The sequence below is a fragment of the Bacillus methanolicus genome (assembly GCF_028888695.1).
Lineage (GTDB): Bacteria > Bacillota > Bacilli > Bacillales > Cytobacillaceae > Bacillus_Z > Bacillus_Z methanolicus_B.
Genome location: NZ_PNFF01000001.1, coordinates 104,181 through 128,534 on the forward strand (window position 1 = coordinate 104,181; position 24,354 = coordinate 128,534).

The following is a 24,354-nucleotide window of genomic DNA, read 5'->3' on the forward strand; positions in this document are numbered from 1 at the left end:
CATGACTGTTTTAAATCGGTACCATTTGCCCCCAGAAATAGGGGATTACAACCTAAAAGACTATCAGCAAACATACAGCCATTTTGATTGGTCAGAAGTAGAAAAACACTTCAGCTGGAAACAAACAGGACTTGTTAATATGGCCTATGAATGCATCGACAGGCATGTTGTGGAAGGTTATGGAGAAAAAACTGCTCTTTATTATTTGAACGGTGATGAAGAGTATAAACTTTCTTTTCGCGAAGTTAAGGAAAAAACAGACCATCTGGCAACTGTTTTGAAAAAGCACGGGGTGAAAAAAGGAGATATTGTCTTTATTTTTCTTCCTAAACACCCGGATTGTTATTTGACGATGATCGCCGCCATTAAAATCGGGGCGATTGCAGGCCCGTTGTTTGAGGCATTTATGGAAGAAGCCGTGAAAGACAGAATTTCCGATTGTGAAGGTAAATTTTTAATAACAGACCATATTCTTGGGAAACGGGTTCCAAAACATAAGCTTCCTTCTTTAGAAAAAATTTTTATTACAGGCGGACCGGAACATTGCAGAGAAGGCGAAATCTCCCTTCAAGCAGAACTTGAAAATACAGTTCGTGAGGAAAATATCATTGAATGGGTCGATTTAGAAGCAGGACTAAATATCCATTATACAAGCGGATCGACTGGGAAGCCAAAGGGTATCGTACATGCGCACCGCGCGATGATTCAACAATACCAAACTGGCAAATGGGTGCTTGACCTAAAGGAAGATGATATTTATTGGTGTACAGCTCATCCCGGCTGGGTGACCGGCACCGTTTACGGAATTTTTGCTCCATGGCTCAATCGTGCAACCATTGTTGTGAATGGAGGAAGATTTAATGCTCACTCATGGTATAGAACAATTGAAAAAGCGAAAGTATCGGTTTGGTACAGTGCACCGACCGCTTTCCGAATGCTGATGGCTGAAGGAGAAGCTGTCCAGAAACAATATGATTTGAGTTCACTACGCCATATTTTAAGCGTTGGAGAACCGCTGAATCCTGAGGTTATTTACTGGGGTAAAGAAACTCTCGGATTGCGGATTCATGATACATGGTGGATGACAGAGACAGGTGCACAGTTAATCGTGAATTTGCCATCGGAAACGATTAAGCCTGGTTCGATGGGTCGTCCGTTCCCCGGCATTGAAGCGGCGGTTTTAGATGACAATGGAGTACCGCTTCCTCCCGGTGAAGTCGGCCATCTTGCCATAAAGGCTCCATGGCCCTCAATTATGAAGGAAGTTTGGAAAAATGAACAAAAGTACCAATCCTATTTTCCGTTTTCAGGCTGGTATGTTTCCGGAGATCTTGCTGTTATGGATGAAGACGGTTATATCTTCTTCCAAGGCCGAAGCGATGACATGATCAATTCTTCCGGTGAGCGGATCGGTCCGTTTGAAGTTGAAAGCAAGCTAATCGAACATCCGGCAATTGCCGAAGCAGCAGTGATTGGAAAGCCTGATCCTCTGCGCGGAGAGATTGTAAAAGCATTTATTGTTCTCAGGAAAGGGTATCAAGCGGACAATCAATTGCTTGAAGAGATTATTAAATTTGTAAAGCAGAATCTCGCAGCCCATGCAGCTCCTCGTGAGATCGAAATTGTCGATTCACTCCCGAAAACAAAAATCAGCGGTAAAATTTTAAGAAGAGAGTTGAAAGCACGAGAGTTGCAAAAAATGAGCCAGGGCCGATCAACGTAAAAATTGTCTTCACTTCATATAAATCAAAAAAGTTGGGAATAGACAGAGCGGAATCTATCATTAGCGGATCATCGCAAGTTCCTGGCCGATTTTATAAATGGTTTGATCAAAACAGCATGAAAAACAGGAATTACAAGGGAGATGAAAGAATGTCAACCATTCATATTGCACTCTTAGGCTACGGCACAGTCGGAAAGGGAGTTTATCAGACTATTAAAACACATCAAAACCGATTCAAAGCAATACTGGGGAAAGAAGTGAAGATTGAGGCTGTTCTTGTTAAGAATCTTGAAAAGCATAAGCTGCCTGATCAAGATGTGATATTGACAAACAAATTTGAGGATATTATCAATCTTCCTAAGCTTGATGTCGTAATTGACGCGATTGTCGGCAAGGAGCCGGGATTTTCGTATCTTTCACAAGCAATTAAAAGAGGCTGCCACATAATTACGGCAAATAAGCAAATGTTTGCACACTATGGAAGAGAGCTTCTTTCGCTTGCGGAAAAACACGGTGTTTCTGTAGGATTTGAAGCGACCGTTGCCGGAGGAATTCCTGTAATTCAAACGTTAAGGAAGCTTTTGAGCGTAAATCATATCAAAAAAGTTGATGGAATTTTAAATGGGACTTCAAATTTTATTTTAACAAAAATGCGGGAGGAAGGTCTTTCGTTTTCTGATGCCCTTTCGCTCGCTCAGGAAAAAGGGTATGCAGAAGCAGATCCGACTAACGATGTTGAAGGCTTTGATGCTTTTTACAAAGCCATGATTTTGAGTGAAGTGATATATGGGAAACAGCCGGATTGGGAAACAGTTCAGAAACAAGGGATTTCAAGTATCACTCTTGAGCAAATTGAGCTTTTTTCTAAATTAGGTCTGAGGTTTAAACATGTAGCAACACTGGAAAAAACGGCAAAAGGGATTCATTGTTCAGTTAAACCTGTGCTCGTTTCATCCAGCCATCCATTATTTCATGTCGAAGATGTCCAAAATGCTGTATCCATTGATGCAGACATTGTTGGGAATATCAGTCTGCAAGGCCCAGGTGCAGGAATGTTTCCCACAGCTAGTGCCATCGTTGAAGATTTAATTCAATTAGAGGCTGAACGTGCACGGCCTGAAGAAGGTGCAGATCACGAAATTTTCACGCATAAACCTCTGCTGACTTGGGTGCTATATGGGGAAGTGAACAAGTTTGAAATCCCTGATTCCCTCGAAATAATAGGGGAAATAAATTCGAAAACCTTGTTAGTTTTGGCAAAGGAAGAAAGCATTGAAAATTTTCAGAATCAAATAAAAGGCATCACCGTTTATCAGCTGTTAGGGGAGTTTACTTTTTCAAATGCTGAGGAAATCCCTTATTCTACAGCGAAACATTCTATCATTGGTTCATAAAACATATGGCTGGCCCTTACTATTGGCCAGCCTGATTGTTTTTTAACGAACATGCCAATTATGATTTTACAATTAGTTTTTTGCTAACCTATGATTTCTTCGTGTGATCTTCCTCTTCAGGTAAAAGGTCCACTTTAATTGAATCTTCCACGTTTAATGCTTGCCGTACAAAGTAGAAATGGACTCCGCCAACTATCCCTAAGCAAATGACAAATCCAATTGTGGTAATCCATAATATAACTATAAAAATCCCTCCCTTTGTTAGAAAGATATGCGAAGTTTCGCATCTTTTTTCCATGTGATTGAATAAAAAAAGGGTTATTGGCAATTGTAAAGAAATTATATAGATAGAATGAAGGAAAGGGTGACGGAACAAAATTCTCTGACGACTATGCTGCAAGATTTCATTCACAATTTACGAAAGGAGAAACATAAAATGAACTTTAAAACAGCTGATTTGTGCGATGATTATTCAAATGAACTGGAAGTTTGCGCTTTGGAATTTAATTCCTATGGAAAAAAGACAGCCTTTTACGGCCCAATTTATACCGTAAAAGTTTTTGAAGATAATGTTCTTGTAAAGGAAGCTTTAGAGAATGTACCTGCAGGGAGTGTACTCGTTGTCGATGGAGGAGGATCGAAACGCTGTGCACTTCTTGGAGATCGCCTTGGAGAGATCGCCGAAAGCCGGGGTCTTGCCGGTGTCATTATTAATGGATGTGTTCGCGACAGTGCTGAACTGAAAGACTTAAATGTTGGAATTCTAGCAATTGGCAGCAACCCATTAAAAAGCAAAAAAGAGGGTAAAGGGGAAAGGAACGTTTCCATTGCTTTCGGGGAAGTAGAATGGACGCCCGGAAAATTTGTGTACGCAGATGAAGATGGTGTGATTGTTTCAAACAAAAAGTTATTTTAAAGAGTTTGTTTGATAGGGGGTCTGGCCGGGAGGGCCAGACCCCCTAAGTCTTAGGTCTTAGTTGAAAATAAAGCTCGGGATCGTTATAGAATGTTGGTTCCAAAGGTAAGATGAAGTCATAGAAAGGAGGAAACGAAAAATGAAAAAATTTGGTTTGATTGTAGCAGGCGGGATTGCTGCGATGGTGTTGATTGCGCAACTTGGCCCGATGATCGGTTTGGCTGCCAGCTTACTGATTCTATATTTAGTTGTAAAACAATTTCTAAAAACGGAATCAACGCTAGGAAAAATTGGCTGGGGGATCGTCGGGTTTGCGGCTTTGATGGCTTCCGCATCAAATGTTCCAGCTATTCTTGGAGTCGCAGCTGCATATGTGTTATACGTTGTCTACAAAAAATGGAACGAAGACAAAATGGTGGTAAAAAAAGAAAACGACCCGTTTGCCAACTTTGAAAAGCAGTGGGCAGAATTAAATCGTTATTAATGGTTAAGGAGGATTCAAAATGACAAATTTAATTACACGTATTAAAAATTCGGTTATGGCAGATCTTCACGAGGTATTGGATCAAAAGGAGCAAAAAAATCCAATTGCATTGCTTAACCAATATTTACGCGAGTGTGAACATGAAACTGAGAAAGTTCGCAAATTATTGGAAAGACAATATACATTAAAAGAAGAGTTTACACGTGAATATCATCATGCACTTGAATTAGCAGAAAAACGCAAACGCCAGGCGGAAATTGCTTCAAAAGCAGGAGAAACCGAGCTTTATGAATTTGCTTCCCGCGAACAACATCAATATGAGGAACGTGCGGCAAGATTAAAAGAAGCACTGCAAACTGCATTACAGCAGCTAAGTGATCTCGAACGAAAATACGAAGAAATGAAGCACAAATTAAAAGACATGCACATTCAAAGAATGGAGCTAATGGGACGTGAAAACGTAACCCGCGCCTATCACCGAATGAATAAAGTCCTTGAAAACAATGCTTATTCAAACAAAGCTTATTCACGGTTCCATGAAATTGAATCTTATCTTGACCGTTTGGAACACCAAGTAAACAGCTCCTATTACCGCAGCACAATCGATGCCCGCATCGCCCAGTTGGAAAAAGAAATGAATAAAGAAGAATCGCATTCTCAATTGTAATAGAAACTGGTATTCTAAAAGGCGTAGAGCTCTGCGCCTTTTTTCATTAACCAATTTTTCCTAAGCTAGAAGAAGGGAGGAAACCACTATGATAAACAAACTTAAAAGCGACTATATCAGCTGGATTCTGCTTATTGGTTTCGTATTGCTTTTTATGGAAATCTCTTTTTTCAATAAGGGGATTATTTTCTCTCTTCTTGTGGCAGGTGGAATGATCTATTTTGGTCGAAAAATAATGCCTGGAACTTTTGGAACCCTTCTGTTCTGGGCAGGATTGATTTTTTTCGCTGCAAGCATACTTGGAATGATCACGTTTCGCTTCTTTCTTCTTGCCATTCTGATTCATTTAATCATTCAATTTTCTCAGTCCAAGCGCCATCCGGAAAAAATAATCCCCATCATAAAAGAAAATGAAAAATCTCAGGCAGGGGAAAAAACGGTAATTAAAAGGAAGCCTGTCCTTGAAAATATTTTTTTCGGACAGCAAAAAACGCCCGAACATGTTTATGAGTGGAATGATATCAATATTCAAGCAGGATTTGGCGATACAGTCATCGATTTAAGCTATACGGTACTGCCAAAAGGCGAAACAGTAATTGTTATAAGAAAAATGATCGGGAATGTTCAAGTGCTCGTGCCGTATGACCTGGAAGTGAGTGTGAATCACTCAAGTTTAGCCGGTTCAGCGATCATCTTTGATCATAAAGAAGAAAAGATTTTTAATCAGAACCTGCACATCCAAACCCCGGATTATAACAACCAGGAACAAAAAGTGAAAATCTTCACCTCTTTCATTGTAGGTGAATTAGAGGTGAAGCGGGTATGAATATTGTCCAGCGCCAAATTATTTGGGGAGCAGGTATCTCGATCATTATTTTCATTTTAATTACAGCGGCAATGATTGCTGCATTTCCATTGCCGGATTGGTCGCAATTATGGAAACGTGAATTAATGGACATTCCTTTTATTGTTTTTTTACCGAGCGTCAGTATTGCAATTGGCATCATTTTTGGGCTTATTTCCGGAATATATTGGCGCAAACACATTCAGACGGTTGAATTCTACCTGCATCAGATAGAAGAAGGAAGGCCTATAGATGGAATGGAACAGAACTCATTAGTTGAACTTGAAATAATTAATCAAAGAATCCAAAAAATCCAAAAACAGATTGTTGAACAAACGAAGCTTTCACAACGGCTTGCAACGGAGAAAGTAGAGGATCAGGAAAACAGAATTCAGGAAATCATTTCACAAGAACGAAACCGGCTGGCACGGGAACTGCATGATTCAGTCAGCCAGCAGCTGTTTGCGGCGTCCATGCTCATGTCCGCCATCAATGAGGGTAAGCCTTTATCGGATGATCGGGAAACAAAACAATTAAAAATGGTGGAGGAAATGATTCATCAGTCCCAGCTGGAAATGCGTGCTCTTCTTCTCCACTTGCGTCCTGTTGCGTTAAAAGGAAAAACGCTTAAAGAAGGAATTGAAGAATTATTAGTCGAATTATCCCAAAAAGTAACAATGAAAATCCACTGGAAACTCGAGGAGTTTCCAATGGATAAAGGTGTTGAAGACCATTTGTTCCGAATTTTACAGGAGTCTGTATCAAATACCCTCCGCCACTCAAAGGCAACGAAGCTTGAGGTTCTACTTATTCATCGGGATGATCTTATTATTCTTCGGGTCTCGGATGATGGAGTCGGGTTTGATGTAGAAGAAACAAAAGCAGGATCTTACGGAATCCAAAACATGTATGAACGGGCAGTAGAGATTGGCGGAACGTTAAAAATTGTCAGTGTTAAACAGAAAGGCACACGTCTGGAAGTAAAAGTTCCTATGATGATTGAAGGTGATACCGATGATTAAAGTGTTGTTTGTAGATGATCATGAAATGGTTCGAATCGGGGTTTCCTCTTACCTCTCTGCCCAGCCGGACATTGAAGTCATTGGAGAAGCAGATAACGGGAAAACGGCAGTTCAAATGGCTTTAGACTTGCGTCCGGATGTTATTTTAATGGATCTTGTGATGAAAGAAATGGATGGAATTGAGGCAACGAGAAAAATCATTGAAAGATGGCCCGAGGCTAAAATCATCATTGTAACTAGCTTTTTGGACGACGAAAAAGTGTATCCTGCACTGGAAGCAGGTGCGACAAGCTATATGCTTAAAACTTCGAAGGCAAGTGAAATCGCCAATGCAATCCGGGCTACATACCACGGCCAATCCGTACTTGAACCGGAAGTAACAGGAAAAATGATGATGAAAATGAGGCAAAAAAATTCTTGTGAACTTCATGACGAATTAACAAGCCGTGAAATGGAAATTCTGCTCTTGATGGCTGAAGGAAAAACGAACCAAGAAATCGCCGATGAGCTTTTTATTGCATTAAAGACAGTAAAAACCCACGTAAGCAATATTTTAAGCAAGCTCCAGGTCCAGGATCGAACCCAGGCTGTTATTTATGCATTTAAGCATTCGCTAGTTAAATAGTTTTTTAAAAAACAAAACTGCCTGTCCTATTAAGTGAAGGACAGGCAGTTTTTCATTTTTAAAATTATGAGAAATTTCAGTGCGCGTTTTTATTAATGAACACCCTTCATGTATTTTGTCATAACAGGTGAAATCATAAATAAAATACCACCTAAAATGACAGATATTACACCAATAGCTCCAAAGTAAACAATTTCAGTTTCTGGTTCATAGAAACGGACGATTTGTGCGTTAATTGCCTGAGCAGACGCACTTGTCAAGAACCATAAGCTCATTGTTTGGGCCGAGAAAGCTGCCGGCGCCAGTTTCGTTGTCGTTGATAGTCCGACAGGAGATATGCACAATTCCCCGAGAACAACTAGGAAAAAGCTCAGCACAAGCCATAACGGATTCACTAATGTTTCTGTACCGTTTACATATGACGGTATGATCATGACAAGGAAGGATAAACCGGCAAAAAGTAAACCGAGAGCAAACTTTTGTGTAGTTGTTGGCTGACGTTTTCCCATTTTAACCCAAAACCAAGCAAATACAGGTGCTAGAAAAATAATAAACAGCGGATTTAATGATTGGAACCAGGAAGATTGAATATCCAAACCGGCAAAATGCAGCTGTGTACGCTTGTCTGCATATGTCGCCAAAATAATGGATCCCTGCTCCTGGATAGCCCAGAATACGATTGCCGAAATAAATAGCGGAATATAGGCAATAAGCCTTGAACGTTCCACTTCTGTTGTTTTCGAGCTGCGGTACATAAAAATAAAATACAAAGTAGGAATGACAATTCCAAGGATACTAACAAGGAGCGTAAACCTGTCGATTGTTAAAATGCCAGTTGGAATGGTAATTCCAACTAAAATAATGATAATTAATGCGCCAATTCCTATTTTGGTAAATACGCTTTTTCTTTCTTCTTTTGTTAAAGGATTTGGAACATAAGTGCCTGCAAGTCCAAGGTTCTTCTTTTTCGTTAAAACAAAAACGATCAGTCCTAAGAACATACCGATTGCTGCAAGGCTGAATCCGAGATGGAAATTATATTTCTGGCCAACTGTACCTACGATCAGCGGAGAGAGAAATGCACCAAGGTTAATACCCATATAGAAAATGCTGAATCCGGAATCTCTCCGAGCATCTTCATCGCTGTATAATTCCCCCACGACAGTGGACACATTCGGCTTTAGTAGTCCGGTACCGATGACAATCAATCCCATTGAAATAAATAAAGCAGTGATGCTTCCAGGTAAAGATAAAACAATATGCCCAAACATGATTAGAATACCGCCGTAGAAAACGGTCTTCGCAGTACCAAACAGGCGGTCAGCCAACCAGCCTCCGATAATGCCGGACATGTAAACTAAAGATCCGTAAACGGCCATAATTGACGCTGCAGTTGCTTCATCAAGCCCTAATCCGCCTTTAGAGATTTCATAATACATATAGTAGAGAAGAATCGCTCTCATACCATAATATGAAAAACGTTCCCAAAACTCAGTAAAAAATAGAGTGGATAATCCTTTAGGGTGCCCAAAAAAACCTTTCTGGGGAACGCTTTCAAGAATTTTGTCTTTGTTATTCGTTGACATCATACAACCTCCTTATTCAACATATTCCATAATACTTTTTTAAAATTGTATTGTCAAAATATTATTTCAGTATAACAATAAATTCCATGAAAGATACTTTTTCTTTCTTCCATGATTAATTTGTGTAAAAAGTGAAAAATCATGAACAGCACTTCGGCTCATTTTACAAAGTTCAAATAATCTTGATACTTGTCTCATATGTTTATAAAGAATCAATCTTTATTAAGGAGAGACAACATGAGTTCTTTTTTAAAAGGAACACTGCTGTTAGCAGCAGCAGCTTTTTTTAGCGAGTGTATCGAATTTCTTGTGAATATGGTCCTTGCAAATGAACTGGGGGAACGGGGGATGGGATTGTATATGTCCATTCTTCCTTCCATCTTTTTTATCGTTTTGCTTGCAAGTCTGGAATTGCCGATATCCATCTCAAAATTTATTGCCGAGCGGGATGGCAAATACCATAAAAGCATGCTTCAGCATGCAATCCGATTAACCATCATTTTTACCGCTTGCTTGTTTATTGTAACGGCTATCCTTATCCCGCATATTCCAATATTTCAGCATTACCATCCACTTTTAAAATGGCTTGTCATTTTTCTTATCCCAGTCGTCTCATTTTCTTCGATTGCAAGAGGATTTTTTATGGGAAAACAGCAAATGGGGAAAATAGCTGTTTCCAATTTTTTGCGGAAAGTGGTCCAACTCGGCCTTCTCGTACTCGTTTATCAGCTTTTTCAATTTGAAATGGAAACAGCGCTCCTTGTTGCGTTTTGTACATTGGTTGGAAGCGAATTTATCGTTTTTGTGTATTTGATTCACATGTTTCTCGTTCAGTTTCAACACTTAAAGCAGGGGCCACAAAATATCATTAGTAAGAAAACCGTTTTGCAAAACTTGATGGCCGTGTCGATCCCGACTACTGCGATGCGGATTTTTCATGCATTTACCAATGCTATTGAGCCGTTTTTGATCAAAGCAGCATTAGTTCGGTCAGGCTTCAATGAAAATCTGGCAACAGAGCATTTTGGGATGTTAGCAGGGGTAGCAATAACGATTGGATTTTTCCCGGCATTTATTGCTCATTCGCTGCTTACCATGCTCATTCCAACTGTTTCAAAAGCGTATGCAAAAAAAGAAACACTTCGGATGCAAAGACTGCTGCAGCAGGTGATGATCCTAACATTTTCGTATGGAACTTTTGCGGTGATCATTATGTATTTTCTTGCCGAGCCTCTTGCCAGTTTGTTTTTCCATTCCGCAACTGCAGCGGGATATTTGCAAATGCTCTGGCCATACTTTTTATTCCACTTTTTTGTCATTCCGATGCAGGCGTATCTAATCGGCCTCGGCCTTATGAAAGATACCTTTATTCATTCCATTTGGTCTACCGTGATTTCCTTTTCGCTTATGTATTTTCTCGGGTCTCTTCCAGATTTTCAAATGGGAGGAATTATTATCGGTTTGAATACGGGAGCTGTATTATTGGCTCTGATGCATTATTTAACAATATGTAAAAAGATCGGCATTTCATGGAGTTTGAGAACCTATCCAAGAAATATTTAATTGCAAAAAAAATAAAAAGGTGCAGATCAAATTGGTCTGCACCTTTTTACTCAATATGGATTTCAAGGATTCCCAGGATCTTGTCTAGAATGTATCTAGTCATTCAAAGGTGTTTTTTTCTAGTTGACATTGCCCTTGTTTTTTCCTATAGTTACTACTGACAATTCTATAAAAATATATCCCGTGCTGACGGGAGAGGTTCATAGCACTAACCCTCTTTAAAAAACTATGGCTTTGATGAAAATCAACCATATCTTGAGGAGATATGGTTTTTCTTTTATGTAAGTGCACGACATAAACCTCTCCTTTATGACACGGATTCATATAAGGGAGGCTTTTTTTTATGTCTGGAAGAAAACAGGAAGAATTGAAAGATTTAACGCTGCTTGGAAATCAAGGGACGAAGTATGTGTTCGATTATGCACCGGAAGTGTTAGAGGCGTTTGATAATAAACATCCGAATCGTGATTATTTTGTAAAATTCAATTGTCCGGAGTTTACGAGCTTGTGCCCGATAACTGGCCAGCCTGATTTTGCGACCATATATATCAGTTATATTCCTGATAAAAAAATGGTCGAAAGCAAATCTTTAAAACTATATTTATTCAGTTTCCGCAACCACGGAGACTTTCATGAAGACTGTATAAATATTATTATGAATGATTTGATTGACTTAATGGACCCGAAATATATCGAAGTGTGGGGGAAATTTACTCCTAGAGGCGGCATTTCCATTGACCCTTATGTAAACTACGGCAGACCGGGCACAAAATATGAACAAATGGCAGAATATCGCCTGATGAACCACGATCTTTACCCGGAAAAAATTGATAATCGCTAAAAGAAGAATATTAATGGATACTGGGATCCCAAGGTTTGTCATGGAAGATGGAAACAAAAGGAACAAAGTGGATCGCTTTGTTCCTTTTAATATTTAATCGTAAAAGATGTAAAACCGCTGATTTCATTTGTTTCTTCTGTTTCTATATGGCTGACCCTTGAAAAAGGGTTTCCTTCCTTAATGCTTTTGAGAAAAAGTACTAAGTCATCCTTATTTCCTTCTGCGATGATTTCTACATTGCCATTAGACAGATTTCGCACCCAACCTGTTATACCATACGTATTGGCCTTCATTTGTGTAAAATAACGAAAGCCCACTCCTTGAACTTTTCCTGAAACAATGATCCGTAATTGTTGTACCATAACGTTTCCCCCTCCGATTATAAAATTACGGATTTCATAAAAGTGACAGTAGCTTTTATCCTCCCATATTTACGGGAAAGTTGCAATGACTCTTGTCACACTGCGGGGGTCTTTTCAAAAAAAGATCATGCCAAAAAGGGTGCATGATCTTTTCAAAGGTGTTTTTAAAAAGCCCAGTTGCCGCTCCTGAATACAGGCTCTGATTTTCTGTCAGCTGTAATTCCATCAATATCCATTTTTGCTGAACCGATCATAAAATCAACGTGCGCGATGCTTTCATTTACACCATTTGCTTTTAATTCTTCTGATGACATTGATTTTCCGCCTTCAAGACAAAACGCGTACCCACTCCCGATTGCAAGGTGGTTAGAGGCGTTTTCATCAAATAAAGTATTATAGAACAAAATGTTTGATTGGGAGATCGGCGAGTTATGCGGAACAAGTGCAACTTCACCAAGGTAGTGGGAGCCTTCGTCCGATTCGATCAACCGTTTTAATATTTCTTCTCCTTCTTCAGCTTTCACTTCGACAATTTTTCCATTTTCAAAAGTAAGCGTAAAGTTATTGATGATATTTCCGCCGTAGCTCAAAGGCTTTGTACTTGAAACATATCCGTTTACTCCATCTCTGTGCGGAACGGTGAATACTTCTTCCGTCGGCATATTGGCCATGAAATCGATGCCTTTTTCATTTACGCTGCCTGCACCTACCCAAAGATGTTTTTCCGGCAATTCGATTGTTAAATCTGTACCGGGAGCTTTGTAATGCAGCTTTTTATACCGTTTGCTGTTCAAATATTGTACTTTTTCGTGAAGGGTTTCATTATGTTTTTTCCAGGCTTCAACAGGGTTATCCAAATCAGTGCGCGTCGCTTTAAAAATAGCATCCCAAAGCATTTGGACCCTTGTTTCTGCAGGTTCATGAGGGAATACCTTTTCCGCCCATGCCTCTGATGGAGCAGCGATGACAGTCCAGCTGATTTTATCGGATAGGACATATTTGCGGTAGTTCGCGAGTGCTTTTCCTGCTGCCTTTTGAAAGTTGGAAATGCGCTCCGGATTTACTCCTTTTAATAAATCAGGGCTGGAAGAAACAATTGACATAAAGGCCGCACCTTTTTCTGCTAATTCTTCGGTTTCCTTTGCCCGCCACTTAGGATATGTAAGAAAAGCTTCATCAGGAGCCAAATCATATTTGATTCTTGTGACAATATCGTCGGACCAATTAACGACGACATTATCCGCACCGGTTTCGTAAGCTTTTTTTACAACAAGCCTTACTAATTGTGCAGCATCGATCGCTGCGTTAACCACGAGCGTTTGCCCTTTTTGAATATTGACACCGACTTTGACTGCCAGTTCAGCGTATTTTTCTAAATTCGTTTGAAAATCATTCATCTTTTTTATTCTCCTTATCAGAATCTTTTTTAATATTGTACTCGATTCTACTCTTAATATGAAACTCTGTGAAAGTTGTTCCTAAACCGATCCTTTTTCAATTGTCCTTATGCGATTGCCTTCGTATACTTTGAACATTAACCAATAAAGAAAGCCGCTCAATAATGATAATAAAGAAAGAACTGCAACTGTCCAATCATATCCAATCCAAACGGTCATTGGGATCGATATTGGGGCAATTGTTCTCCCGATTGTGAACCTTAAAATTGCGGCCGCAAAATATTGGCCCCTCATCTGTTCAGGAGCAATTTTTGAAATGAAGCTTTGCTGAATGCCTGCCGTCATCAGTTCTCCGACGGTAAATAGTAACATTGCAAAAATCAGCCCCCAAATCCACTCCAATTGCCCGAATAAGTAGATGGCAATCGCATATGTGACCGATGATAAAATAAACACATTTTGTTCCCTAAATTTCGTCATCCATTTTGTTACAAAGACAGTAAACAAAGCAACGAGAAAACCGTTCTCGGACAGAAGGATTCCAAATGCTTGTTCACCGCTTACAGTTAAAGAACAATTTCCAAAAGAAAGGATTGTTTGTTGATCGATAACCTCTTTCGTATAAACCGGAATAAGCAAATCAAGCTGCATAAAAGTTTGGGCCACTAATATTCCTGCTAAAATGTATAGTAAGAAGGTTTTATCCTTTATAATAATCTGATAATCTTTCAACTGGTTTTTTAGGAAAGAATACCACTTTTCATTCTCATTTGATGTGATTTTATGCTGATTGGGGGCAGTTTCCCGCGTCCATTTTACAAAAATGAAAGCAAGCGTCATACAACTGAAGCCGGCAACGAGCAATAATTCATTCCAGTAATTTGCATAAAAAATAGCACCGAGAATCGGACCGACAACAACGGCAATATTAATAGAAGTATAGAAAACTGCAAATACACTGCTTCGGTGTTTTTCTTCAACGACATCCGCTACCATCGCTTGGCTTGCAGGCCAATAAAAGGAACTGAAAATTCCTACAAGGGTAAAACTAAAAAATGCGAGCCAGGGAGAGGAGAGGCCAGGGATGTTTGCCAGCGCGAATAAAAGAAATGAAAAGCCCTGCCCGAAAGCTGACAACACCATCATTTTCTTTCTGCCGTATCGGTCAGCACAATAACCCCCCATTAAATTTGCAAAAACTGAAAAAAGCTGGGAAAAAATGAAGAGAAATCCTACTTTGTCTTTTCCAAACTCATCAGCAAAGTAAATCGTCAAAAACGGAAAGAACATCCAAAAAGTAATATTCATGAGTGCTTCTCCGAACAGGCGAACTTTCAGGTTTTGATCCCAGTCTTTGATTCTCATTAAAAACTCCCCTTTTTGGTCAATAAAGCTATCATACTACTGAATGAATTAGTCAATCAAACCTTTCAACTAATCGAAACAATTTGAATGAACAAAATATATCCGGTGCCCCGGCAAATTGAAAAGAAAGAATGCCACTTCTGTCTAAAAGCATGGTATCCTTATTTGGAAGGGAGAACGATATGTTGAAGAAGTTTTTTTTGATGTTTTTAGGATTAGCAATTTTAACTGCTTGTGCAAATGAGAAAACGACAAAAGAAGATGAAACTCCAAAAGCAGAGTTACAACAAACATTTACGAAGGAAGACTGGATCCGTGAAAGCGGAATTCAAGATGATATAGAAACGACTGAAAAACCAACGATTGAAGTGCTTCATTTATCCGGGGGAAAAACTCCGGAAATAATAGCGACTTATACAACCATTGATAAAAACAAAGTACAAAAAGGCGTTTTAATGGCAAAAAGCTACAATGAGGAAAATAATAAATGGGAAATCTTTTTTAAGGAAGAAGTTCCCGGTGCAACTCGTTTTGCTATAGCAGGACCGCTTACCATTGACCAAAACGGAAAACGGGAAACGAGGCTTGTTGTTGAACACCAGCAAAAAGCAGGCACAACAAGCCAAACAGAAGCCTGGTTGTACGGTTATGATCAAAATTCCCTCCAGAAGCTTCAAAAACTAAAAAGTGAATACGTTCAATCCGGGGAAGTGAAAATTGAGGATAATTTGCTCGTATTTAAAGGGAAAGAGCAGCAAGAGACTTTTCACTGGGAGAATGAAATTTTTAGAGGCAGCCCGCAATTTTTCAATGTACGGAATCATTTGAAAGAAAATTGCGATGTTTTATTAGAATATGAGACTTTAGGGGAAGAACTGCATGTAAAAGGAATATCAGATCATACGATAAGAGTAAAGCCTGGCGATACAATTGGGATCAGGCAGTCCGGACTTGTCAAAGGAACGGTACAAATTCGCCATAATTTAGCAGAAGAAGAGGATGAAGGACAATTTATTATTACGGTTGAGGATCATAACCGTGAAATTGTATTTGACTACGAAAATGGAAAGCAAGTTGTAAAAATTACGATTCAACTCCGAACAGAACTCGAAAAAAAGGCGAGTAAATCTGTTTATTTTGACCACACTTTTTCAGATGAAATAAGAAACGGCAGGCTGAAGGGGGTTCCTTATTCGATCGGCACACTGGTTAAACTGATTAAAGATGAGAAAGGAACACCAGATTTTGAGGAAAATTGGAACGGATCACTTGTTTTTGGCTACAGTGACCATGTTTATGGCTATTTACAATCTGATCAGCCATCTATTCACTTCATAAGCTATTTTCCAAAGAAAGAAAAGCTTTATATGAAAGATGCAGAGAAAATCATGGGGCTTCCTGCAGCAGAAGGAATCAGTGAAATGGACGGCCATTATTTTCAAACGTATATCATTAGCGGCGGAAAAGAATTATGGCTTGAAGGATCTTCTGAATCAAAAGACGATCCAATCAAGGAAATAAGGTTGATTCAAAAATAAGAAATGGCATGAAAACATTATAAAGGCAAATAAGAACCAGGCGAGCATTCGCCTGGTTAATTGAGTTAAGGCTTATAAATCGGACTGAAGGCTCATTTATCGGAACGACGGCTCATAAATCCGGATAAAGGCTAATAAACGAGAATGACGGCTCATAAATCAAAAAGAAGGCTGATAAGTCAGAACGACGGCTCATAAATCGAAATAAAAGCTCATAAACGAAATTGAAGGCTTATAAGCCAGAATTTAAGCTCCTAACCATCCCGGATTTGATTAAGTCCGTATAATTGTGTAAAAAGAAAAAGGGTCAAATTAATCCCTTTTGGTTACAATGTTTTAATGCCTACATAAAACATTGAAAAGGAGATTTAATTATGACCCAATTACAGTTTACCCTAAATATGGACCTTTTAAAAGATTCGGTCATGAATTCAAATATTGATGCGGTAGTTAAATCAACCATTGTTTTAGTCTTGAATGAGTACATGGAAAAAGAGCGTGATGAGTATTTACAGGCTAAGGCTTATGAGCGCACCTCCGAACGCCAAGACTACCGAAATGGCTACTATGACCGTGACTTTATTGTAAGTATTGGAAAGATTAAATTAAGAGTTCCCCGTACACGTAATGGTGACTTTTCACCATCTGTTTTTGAACGCTATGCGCGTGTGGACCAAACCTTTGTCTTATCCATGCTCGAGATGGTTGTAAATGGAGTGTCTACACGCAAAGTGACGAATGTTGTAGAACAATTATGCGGGGAAAAAGTTTCGAAATCCTTTGTTTCATCCTTGACAGAAAAGCTTGATCCAGTTGTCAAACAATGGGCAAACCGACCGTTAAATGTCCAATATTACTCTTATATTTTTGTAGATGCCATGTATATCAAAGTGCGTGAACACCATAAAGTCGTCTCTAAAGCGGTGTATATTGCGACCGGCATTAACCAGGACCAAAAAAGGGAAGTGATCGGTTTTAAAATCGATCATAAAGAAAGCTATGAAGCATGGCGGGAATTTTTGAGTGAGTTAAAGTCAAGGGGGTTGCAATCCCCCAAGCTGGTGATTTCAGATGCCCATAAAGGATTAAAGAAAGCGATAGAAAAGGAATTTATCGGAACATCATGGCAGCGTTGTACCGTTCATTTCAAACGAAATATCATCGAAGCATTGCCTAAAAAAGGCATGGGAGAGGTCATTGTCGATTTAAAAAGGATATTCGAAGCCGTTACGGTAGAAGATGCCCGTTTCTTTCGCAATGTGTTCTTTAAGAGCTATGAAGAGAATCCGAAACTTGAAAAGGCACTGGAGATATTAGATGAGGGCTTTGAAGACGCCATCCAATATTTAAGTCATCCCGCAAAATGGCATCGCTTAATCCGTAGCACCAACTCTCTGGAACGATTAAATCAGGAAGTTCGCCGTCGTGAAAGGGTGATCCGCATATTTCCAAATACGCAGTCTGCCTATCGGCTGATTGGAGCTGTCTTAATGGATTATGATGAGGAACAAGCCAAGAAAAAAAGCATTTTTGCGAAAAACGAGAATGTCCCGCGCGAGCGCGAAATTTAATTTGATTGGAAGGGGGTACCCCCTTCCAATCAAATTAAATAAATAGGCTAAAACCTTGTAATTAGTATTTTACACAATATTAAGGACTTGACTCCGGATTTGGCATTTATTCTTTATCTTCCAACGCCTGCTTCAATAAATCTCCCAAACTTGTTCCAAAGGGCTCATTTTTTTGGCTGTATTTCTGAATCAATTTTCGTTCCTCACGCTTTGTTACGGCTTTTTTCTTTTCTTCCGCTTTTTCGACGACATTACATGGGCGGCATTGGAAATAGACTCCGGCTTTGCCTGCGTGAATTTCCATCCGTTTTTTGCATTGCGGGCAGCGCCGTTTTGAAAGTTTCGGATCTTTATGTTTACGGAAACGGCATTCCATATTCGAACATACTAAAATTCGGCCTTCTTTTGTCGACCGTTCTTTTAAGAACGAACCGCATTCTGGACATTTTGAACCAGTCAGATTATGGGCCCGATAGGAGCGGTCGCTTTTTTTAATTTCAGAAACTAGATGTTCTGTTTGCTTGCGAATATTTTGCAGAAATGTTTTCGGATTTCCTTTGCCGCGGGCAATCGCTTCAAGTTCCTTTTCCCAGCGGGCAGTCAACTCCGGAGATTTTAATTCTTCGTTAACGAGTTCAATCAGCTGTTTCCCTTTCCTTGTCGGATAAATCCTTCCGTTTTGGCGTTCAACTACCTCTGTTTCGACAAGCCTTTCAATAATGTCCGCCCTTGTTGCCGGTGTTCCGAGACCATACTTTTCCATCTGCGAAAGAATGTCGGCTTCCGAATACCGAAGCGGGGGCTCGGTCAGCTTTTGATCCATCACCACATTTTTAACCGTAAAAGATTGGCCTTTTGTAAGGTCACCAAGCTGCTCGTTGTCCGGCTCATCGTCATTTTTGCCAAGAACTGCTTTAAATCCGGGATCGACAACTACGGTTTCACGGGCGGAAAGTGTTTCTCCGTTTACGTCAAAGACCGCATGGACAGTTTCATATTGGTATGCTGGATAAAACAGCGCCAAAAAGCGGCGGGCAATCAGATCATAAAGTTTTCGTTCATCGGCGGAAAGGTCGCTAATATTCAAGCATTCTTCCGTCGGGATAATGGCATGGTGATCGGTGACTTTTTCATTATTAAATACCCGTCTTGCGATGACTCGCCCCTTGTTGGCAAGCAACGGACGAACTTCTTCTTTGTAGCCTGAAGACATTGCCTGAAGGCGGTCAAGCATAGTAGCTTCCATGTCCGTTGTTAAATAGCGGGAGTCTGTTCTTGGATAAGTCACAAGCTTATACTGCTCATACAGCCTTTGCAAAACAGACGATGTTTTCTTTGCTGAAAAGCCGAAACGCTTGTTGGCATCCCGCTGAAGTTCCGTTAAGTCATATGGAAGTGGCTGTTGTTCGCTTTTTTTCTTGCGGTCAATCGAGATAACAACTGCTTTATTGCCTGCAAGCTTATCGTAAATTTTATCAGCCGTTTCTTTTGAAAAAATCCGCTTTTCGCCGTTTCGTTCCCACGATGTAGTGAGGGAGCCGATCTGTGCTTTGATTGTCCAATATTCTTTCGGCACAAACTTCTGGATTTCTTTTTCCCGATCCATAATCATAGCAAGCGTGGGAGTTTGCACGCGGCCTGCAGAAAGCGGGTCATTATACTTTGTAGTAAGCGCTCTAGTTACATTTAGCCCGATCAGCCAGTCGGCTTCCGCCCGGCAGACGGCAGAGTCATATAACGCATCAAATTGTTTTCCCGGCTTTAAATGGTTGAAGCCGTCGCGGATCGCTTTGTCAGTCTGTGAAGAAATCCATAAGCGAAGGATCGGCTTTTTCCAATGGATTTTTTTTAGAATCCAGCGGGCAACAAGTTCGCCTTCCCGTCCGGCATCGGTCGCGATAATACAATCCTTAATGTCCGGGCGTTTTGCAAGGTTTTCAATTCCTCTGAATTGATGGCTTGTTTGTTTGATCACCTTCAAGCCCATTTTATCAGGGATAATCGGCAAATCCTCAAGCCGCCATGTTTTATATCTTGTATCATAATGCTCCGGCATTTTTAATTCGATTAAATGGCCGAGAGCCCATGTAACGATATACTTATTTCCTTCAAAGTAATGTTTATGCTGTTGTTTGCAGCCGAGTACCCGGGCAATTTCACGTGCGACACTCGGTTTTTCTGCAAGAACGAGAGATTTCATAGCTTCTCCTTTCTGTATTCGTCCATAAAACTCCAACCTTCATAGGTAGGATTAACGGGCGTTTAGAACTCGATTCGTTCAAAGGCTAATAATCCCCATGATAAAGTTTCACTCCATAAGTATAACGAATATGGAGGGATTTTTACATCAAAAGCAAAATATGTTCCTGCAAGGGAGGAGAAACCGTGGCTGATTGTATAAAGGAAATAAATATTCGTGACGAGGACACTGCGAAACGCGTTTTATCACTTCAACGAGAAGCTTATAGAATCGAGGCCGAGCTAATCGGTTCAATGGATATTCTGCCATTAAAAGAAAGTTTGCAAGAACTGATGGCTTGTGAAGAAAAATTTGTCGGGTTATTTGAACAAGAAGAACTGATCGGAGTAACTTCATATAAAGTTGAGAATGGTCAGCTTGATATACATCGGCTGATGGTCAAGCCCGGCCATCTTCGAAAAGGAATTGCAAGAAAACTATTAAATTATCTGGAAAAAGCTATCCCGGATGTGCATGAAATAATCGTTTCAACGGGTGCTGCTAATCTGCCTGCTGTTCAACTTTACCAAAAACTTGGCTTTAAGAAAACCGGAGAGCAGATGAAAAAGGAAGGGATTACCCTCGTTCATTTCAAAAAATTTGTGAAGTAATCAAAAAGGCAGGGAATCTTAAAGATTTCCCTGCCTTAACATTAGGACTGATCCTTAACGAAAACAGCTGTCCCTGTTGCAACACACATCATCATGCCGTCCCGGAGCGTTTCAAAATCGAGGTCGACTCCAACGACAGCATTGGCTCCCATCCGGCGTGCTTTTTCTTCCATTTCCCTGATAGCAACGTCGCGTCCTTCTGATAGCTTATTTTCGTAAGCACTGCTTCTTCCGCCAATGATGTCAGTAACACTTGCCAAAAAGTCTCGGACTACGTTCGCTCCCATGATCGCTTCCCCGAACATATTAAAAAGCAGGTATAGGGTTACTATACCTGCTATTTTGCACTTACAATCCAAAATGGTTTAGAGTTGCCAGGACTTACTTTCGCGTTTTCATCCGCGTCGACAACAATCTCCCTAAAAATTTCAGACAAGAGGATTTTTCGCTCTTCATCTGTAGATACTTCCCAAAGTCCTGGGAAATCCTGAACTAACATTTCAAGTTCTTCCAGAGTATAAGAAGAAGTGGGAGAAGAGTGATCGTTGGAAAGATTGTATTTCAATTCTTTTTCTTTTTCCCTTAGTACATGCATTTTTTCGTTCAGCTCATCGAAATCAATCAAGTCATTCACAAACATCATTTTATATTTTTCCATTGTACGCTGCACATTTTTTAATTCTTGTTCCCATTCATCTTTTGCTTGAGCTTCATCTTTTTGAATGACATTCTTTGGCTGGATCCATCCAAAAACTAGCTTGTGAAAAGAATTTAATACTTCATCTGCAAGACGGTTTTCTTGGATACTTGGCATTTTGCAGGAACGGCCATTCGCCTTGCTACTACAACGATAGAATTTTACTGATCTTTTCGATTTTTTGTAATAATAAACTGTTCCTTGCATAGGCGCTCCACATTTCCCGCACTTAAGAATTGAAGTAAAATAATATCTTCCGGTCATTCCTCTGCCTTTTCTTCCGCTTCTTCTTTCAAGAATTTCTTGTACTTCCCAGAATTCTTGTTCATCGACCATTGGCTCCACTAGATCGGTATCAAATAATTGTTGTTCGCGCAAAGGTTTTCGCAATTGAAATCGTTCATTATTAAAACGGAGTTTCGCAATGTAAAATGGGTTAGTAACAATGTAATGAACCGTATATCCAGCCCACTCTGCTCCTTTTCTAGTCCGATATCCTTGGCTATTCAATATGCGAGCCACACGATCTGATCCCATAGTTCGTATCATTTTAAACATTTTTTGCACAATCTTTTTCTCATGTTCGATATGGTGGAAACGTCCGTCTCTAAATTCAGCACCATAGGGAGAGGTACCTCCAAGCCATTCGCCTAAATTCGCTTTTCTTAACATGCCCATTTTTACACGTTCTGCAAGATTTTCTCGTTCCCATTGAGCAAGAGCAGCAACCAATGTGATGAATAGGCGTCCGGTTGCAGTTGTTGTATCATAAATTTCAGTTGCGGACTTAAACTTCACGTCATATTTATCAAACTCTTCTAGTAGTTTGTATAAGTCCAACACGGAACGAGTAAGGCGGTCCAATTTGTACACTAAGACAACATCAATTAGGCCAGACTTAATATCTTTTAATAGCCGTTGTAATTCTTTTCGTTCAAGGTCTTTTGCTGATCTTCCTTCATCTTTATATACGTCGAATATCTCCCAGTCTTGGGAAATGCAATAGGCTCGGAGTCGATCTTCTTGCGCACCAATAGAGTATCCTTCTTTCGCTTGTTCTTCTGTACTTACTCGGATGTAAATTGCCACCCGCACATTTATCACCTCAACTAATTTTTTTGAAGTAGATTCGGTTTTTGATCTGCAAAAGCCTTTGCTCACAAAGTTTCTCTGTAACGCCGAATGTATCTGATGCTTTTTGGACAATGTTGTCATTCCGCAAATCCCAGTCCTTCACCATATCAAATGGAATAGCCGCACACTTCACAAAACGTTTAGCATCAAGTTCCTGCCATTCTCGAAAAGAAACAGGAACAATGGATTGGCTCCCAACATGACGCAGAACATGACAAAGCTCATGAAAAAATTGTTCACGCTGTTTTTTAGGACTGTCACGTGCATCTACATAGATTGCATCGACTCCACAAACCCGTGTGTGAAAAGCAGGGCCATTATCACGAAAAAATAAGATTCCAAGCCTCGCTGCAATGTATTCTTCTGATATCTGGTGAGGCTTAAAAATGCCAAGGCTTTTGTAAAGATTTGAGATGAATTCTTCTAAATATGTTTGAGTATATGTTGTTTTCATGATGAGCACCTCAATTATACGAATATACGTTCGTATTTATAGTTGAAAGAAAAAGCCCAAAAAGGGCTGAATGATTATTTTAAGGAAATTTGACCTTGTTCTGCTCCGTAGAACCCTGTTTGAACATTTAGTATCAGATCAGGTTTGTTTGCTATATCAGCAGGTACATCAAAAGCTATTTTTCCCTTGTTTTCAATTCCAGGATTAACCTGCTGCAAGAAGAAGCTTGTGCCATTTTCGTTTATATAAGCATCTGCTACGGCATCAGCTTCATACTCTACATCCCCAGCTTTTAGTTTGAAGAATGAAGAATCTGTAGTTATGGCTTTTTTACCTTCATTTTTAACAACTACATCTAGAATCAAATATGTGCCTTGGGCTTTTTGACCAAACTCTCCACCTACTTGTGCAGCAGTGCTTTTTCCTGTTACAGTAAAAGTAACATCGCCAACCTTAAGCGGTTGATTCATACCAACAGTAGTCTGTTCTTTTTTAGTTTCTTCTTTTGGTTTTTCTTGTTTTGTTTCTTTCTTCTTAGGTTCCTCTTTTTTAGATTGGTCTGTTTTTGTTTCCTTTGGCTCTGTACTAGCTTGTTCAGTATCTTCCCCTCCGCCAGAAGCGATAGCAGCAATAATAATAATACCTAAAAGCCACACCCACCATTTCTTATAGAATGGTTTTTTTGTTTTTTCACTAGCCATGTGAATAATACCCCCTATTTTGTAATAATTTATAATTTTAATAGTCAAAATGACTATTAATATATCAATAGGAATAAGAAAATTTAACTATGTAAAAACCAAAAAATATATAGAGAGATAAAATTTTCCGTATATGGTTCTAAGAAAAGACACGTTTAAATTTTATTCCGTGTCTTTTCTAAGTTGCTTTGCTTTTTTCTGTAAAAACTCTATTTGATTTTTGATGAACTCTATATCTTCATCAGTTAAACCTTCCAGATCGAAGAAATGAATTTCTTCGCCTTCTTTCAGTCCGAGTTTTCTGAGCTTGTCCATTTTGGAAGGCTCGGGATCGTCAGTTCTCCCAAGCAAATAGTCAACTGATACATCATAAAAATCGGCTAATTTCGTTAGGATGTCATAATCAGGTTGGCGAGTACCACGTTCGTAAGCTGTATAAGCTGGTCTGGTGATACCTAAGAAGTCAGCTACTCTTTGTTGTGTGTAATTATTTTCTTTTCTTAGTTTAACTAATCTTTCAGCTAACAGTGTACTCACCTCTTTCTACATATATATTACAGTAACAAATAGTTACATTAAATAATTAGTAACAAAAAGAAACGTTTTTTGAAAAAAATGTT

Annotated in this window: 22 protein-coding genes and 1 pseudogene; 13 read left to right on the forward strand and 10 right to left on the reverse strand. The window is 39.5% G+C overall.

From position 1 onward, the window contains the following. Position 1 precedes the first annotated feature (1 nt). The 8 genes from acsA (at position 2) to C0966_RS00455 (ending at position 7,675) form a co-directional block, all read left to right on the forward strand. Complete coding sequence (acsA, locus tag C0966_RS00420; protein ID WP_274853181.1) at positions 2-1,723, forward strand: acetate--CoA ligase; 1,722 nt, start codon at positions 2-4, stop codon at positions 1,721-1,723. Between the two features lie 149 nt (positions 1,724-1,872). Continuing rightward, on the forward strand, positions 1,873-3,117 hold the full coding sequence (locus C0966_RS00425) for a homoserine dehydrogenase (RefSeq protein ID WP_274853183.1): 1,245 nt from the start codon (positions 1,873-1,875) through the stop codon (positions 3,115-3,117). Between the two features lie 436 nt (positions 3,118-3,553). Further along, positions 3,554-4,033 (forward strand): ribonuclease E activity regulator RraA, encoded by a 480-nt coding sequence (rraA, locus tag C0966_RS00430; protein WP_274853184.1) that lies wholly within the window; start codon positions 3,554-3,556, stop codon positions 4,031-4,033. A gap of 139 nt (positions 4,034-4,172) precedes the next feature. Further along, positions 4,173-4,517: a flagellar basal body rod protein gene (locus C0966_RS00435; RefSeq protein ID WP_274853185.1), complete on the forward strand. Its 345-nt coding sequence runs from the start codon at positions 4,173-4,175 to the stop codon at positions 4,515-4,517. Between the two features lie 19 nt (positions 4,518-4,536). Next, positions 4,537-5,184, forward strand: coding sequence for a PspA/IM30 family protein (locus C0966_RS00440; RefSeq protein WP_274853186.1), 648 nt, complete (start codon positions 4,537-4,539; stop codon positions 5,182-5,184). Positions 5,185-5,272: 88 nt separating this feature from the next. Further along, positions 5,273-6,010: a cell wall-active antibiotics response protein LiaF gene (liaF, locus tag C0966_RS00445; protein ID WP_274853189.1), complete on the forward strand. Its 738-nt coding sequence runs from the start codon at positions 5,273-5,275 to the stop codon at positions 6,008-6,010. Further along, on the forward strand, positions 6,007-7,050 hold the full coding sequence (locus C0966_RS00450; RefSeq protein ID WP_274853191.1) for a sensor histidine kinase: 1,044 nt from the start codon (positions 6,007-6,009) through the stop codon (positions 7,048-7,050). Before liaF ends, C0966_RS00450 begins: the two co-directional genes overlap by 4 nt. Next, positions 7,043-7,675, forward strand: a complete 633-nt coding sequence (locus tag C0966_RS00455) for a response regulator transcription factor (RefSeq protein WP_274853193.1) — start codon at positions 7,043-7,045, stop codon at positions 7,673-7,675. The genes C0966_RS00450 and C0966_RS00455 overlap by 8 nt, the downstream gene beginning before the upstream one ends. A 92-nt stretch (positions 7,676-7,767) precedes the next feature. Here the strand turns inward: C0966_RS00455 and C0966_RS00460 are convergent, their stop codons facing one another. Further along, complete coding sequence (locus C0966_RS00460; RefSeq protein WP_274853195.1) at positions 7,768-9,261, reverse strand: peptide MFS transporter; 1,494 nt, start codon at positions 9,259-9,261, stop codon at positions 7,768-7,770. Between the two features lie 237 nt (positions 9,262-9,498). Here C0966_RS00460 and C0966_RS00465 point away from each other — a divergent pair, with 237 nt between their 5' ends. Both C0966_RS00465 and queF read left to right on the forward strand, forming a co-directional pair. Continuing rightward, positions 9,499-10,824: a polysaccharide biosynthesis protein gene (locus C0966_RS00465; RefSeq protein ID WP_274853196.1), complete on the forward strand. Its 1,326-nt coding sequence runs from the start codon at positions 9,499-9,501 to the stop codon at positions 10,822-10,824. Positions 10,825-11,167: 343 nt separating this feature from the next. After that, complete coding sequence (gene queF / locus C0966_RS00470; protein ID WP_274853197.1) at positions 11,168-11,665, forward strand: preQ(1) synthase; 498 nt, start codon at positions 11,168-11,170, stop codon at positions 11,663-11,665. Positions 11,666-11,751: 86 nt separating this feature from the next. On the opposite strand, the gene C0966_RS00475 is transcribed toward queF, so the two are convergent. From C0966_RS00475 to C0966_RS00485, 3 genes are all read right to left on the reverse strand, one after another. Continuing rightward, the gene (locus C0966_RS00475; protein ID WP_274853198.1) at positions 11,752-12,027 is read right to left on the reverse strand and encodes an acylphosphatase; all 276 of its coding nucleotides are present in this window, start codon (positions 12,025-12,027) and stop codon (positions 11,752-11,754) included. A 164-nt stretch (positions 12,028-12,191) separates the two neighbouring features. Then, on the reverse strand, positions 12,192-13,424 hold the full coding sequence (locus C0966_RS00480) for an aminopeptidase (RefSeq protein WP_274853200.1): 1,233 nt from the start codon (positions 13,422-13,424) through the stop codon (positions 12,192-12,194). A gap of 81 nt (positions 13,425-13,505) precedes the next feature. Continuing rightward, on the reverse strand, positions 13,506-14,789 hold the full coding sequence (locus C0966_RS00485; protein WP_274853202.1) for an MDR family MFS transporter: 1,284 nt from the start codon (positions 14,787-14,789) through the stop codon (positions 13,506-13,508). Between the two features lie 185 nt (positions 14,790-14,974). On the opposite strand from C0966_RS00485, the gene C0966_RS00490 reads away from it, so the two are divergent. Then, complete coding sequence (locus C0966_RS00490; RefSeq protein WP_274853203.1) at positions 14,975-16,327, forward strand: hypothetical protein; 1,353 nt, start codon at positions 14,975-14,977, stop codon at positions 16,325-16,327. A gap of 374 nt (positions 16,328-16,701) precedes the next feature. Beyond that, positions 16,702-17,898: an IS256 family transposase gene (locus tag C0966_RS00495; protein ID WP_274853204.1), complete on the forward strand. Its 1,197-nt coding sequence runs from the start codon at positions 16,702-16,704 to the stop codon at positions 17,896-17,898. Positions 17,899-18,004: 106 nt separating this feature from the next. On the opposite strand, the gene C0966_RS00500 is transcribed toward C0966_RS00495, so the two are convergent. Beyond that, positions 18,005-20,098 carry a DNA topoisomerase III gene (locus tag C0966_RS00500; RefSeq protein WP_274853206.1) on the reverse strand — a complete coding sequence of 698 codons (2,094 nt, stop codon included), beginning with the start codon at positions 20,096-20,098 and terminating at the stop codon, positions 18,005-18,007. Between the two features lie 185 nt (positions 20,099-20,283). Between C0966_RS00500 and C0966_RS00505 the strand changes: the two genes are divergently transcribed. Next, positions 20,284-20,748, forward strand: a complete 465-nt coding sequence (locus C0966_RS00505) for a GNAT family N-acetyltransferase (protein ID WP_274853207.1) — start codon at positions 20,284-20,286, stop codon at positions 20,746-20,748. A 41-nt stretch (positions 20,749-20,789) separates the two neighbouring features. Here C0966_RS00505 and C0966_RS00510 read toward each other — a convergent pair. From C0966_RS00510 to C0966_RS00530, 5 genes and pseudogenes are all read right to left on the reverse strand, one after another. Continuing rightward, positions 20,790-21,047, reverse strand: a pseudogene (locus C0966_RS00510) (YbjQ family protein); the annotation flags it as partial. A gap of 38 nt (positions 21,048-21,085) precedes the next feature. Next, on the reverse strand, positions 21,086-22,534 hold the full coding sequence (locus tag C0966_RS00515; RefSeq protein WP_274853211.1) for a recombinase family protein: 1,449 nt from the start codon (positions 22,532-22,534) through the stop codon (positions 21,086-21,088). A gap of 16 nt (positions 22,535-22,550) precedes the next feature. Then, positions 22,551-23,033 carry an ImmA/IrrE family metallo-endopeptidase gene (locus C0966_RS00520; RefSeq protein WP_274853212.1) on the reverse strand — a complete coding sequence of 161 codons (483 nt, stop codon included), beginning with the start codon at positions 23,031-23,033 and terminating at the stop codon, positions 22,551-22,553. 74 nt (positions 23,034-23,107) lie between these two features. Then, positions 23,108-23,734, reverse strand: a complete 627-nt coding sequence (locus tag C0966_RS00525; RefSeq protein ID WP_274853213.1) for a DUF4352 domain-containing protein — start codon at positions 23,732-23,734, stop codon at positions 23,108-23,110. Between the two features lie 162 nt (positions 23,735-23,896). Further along, positions 23,897-24,271: a helix-turn-helix domain-containing protein gene (locus C0966_RS00530; RefSeq protein ID WP_274853214.1), complete on the reverse strand. Its 375-nt coding sequence runs from the start codon at positions 24,269-24,271 to the stop codon at positions 23,897-23,899. Between the last annotated feature and the right edge of the window lie 83 nt (positions 24,272-24,354).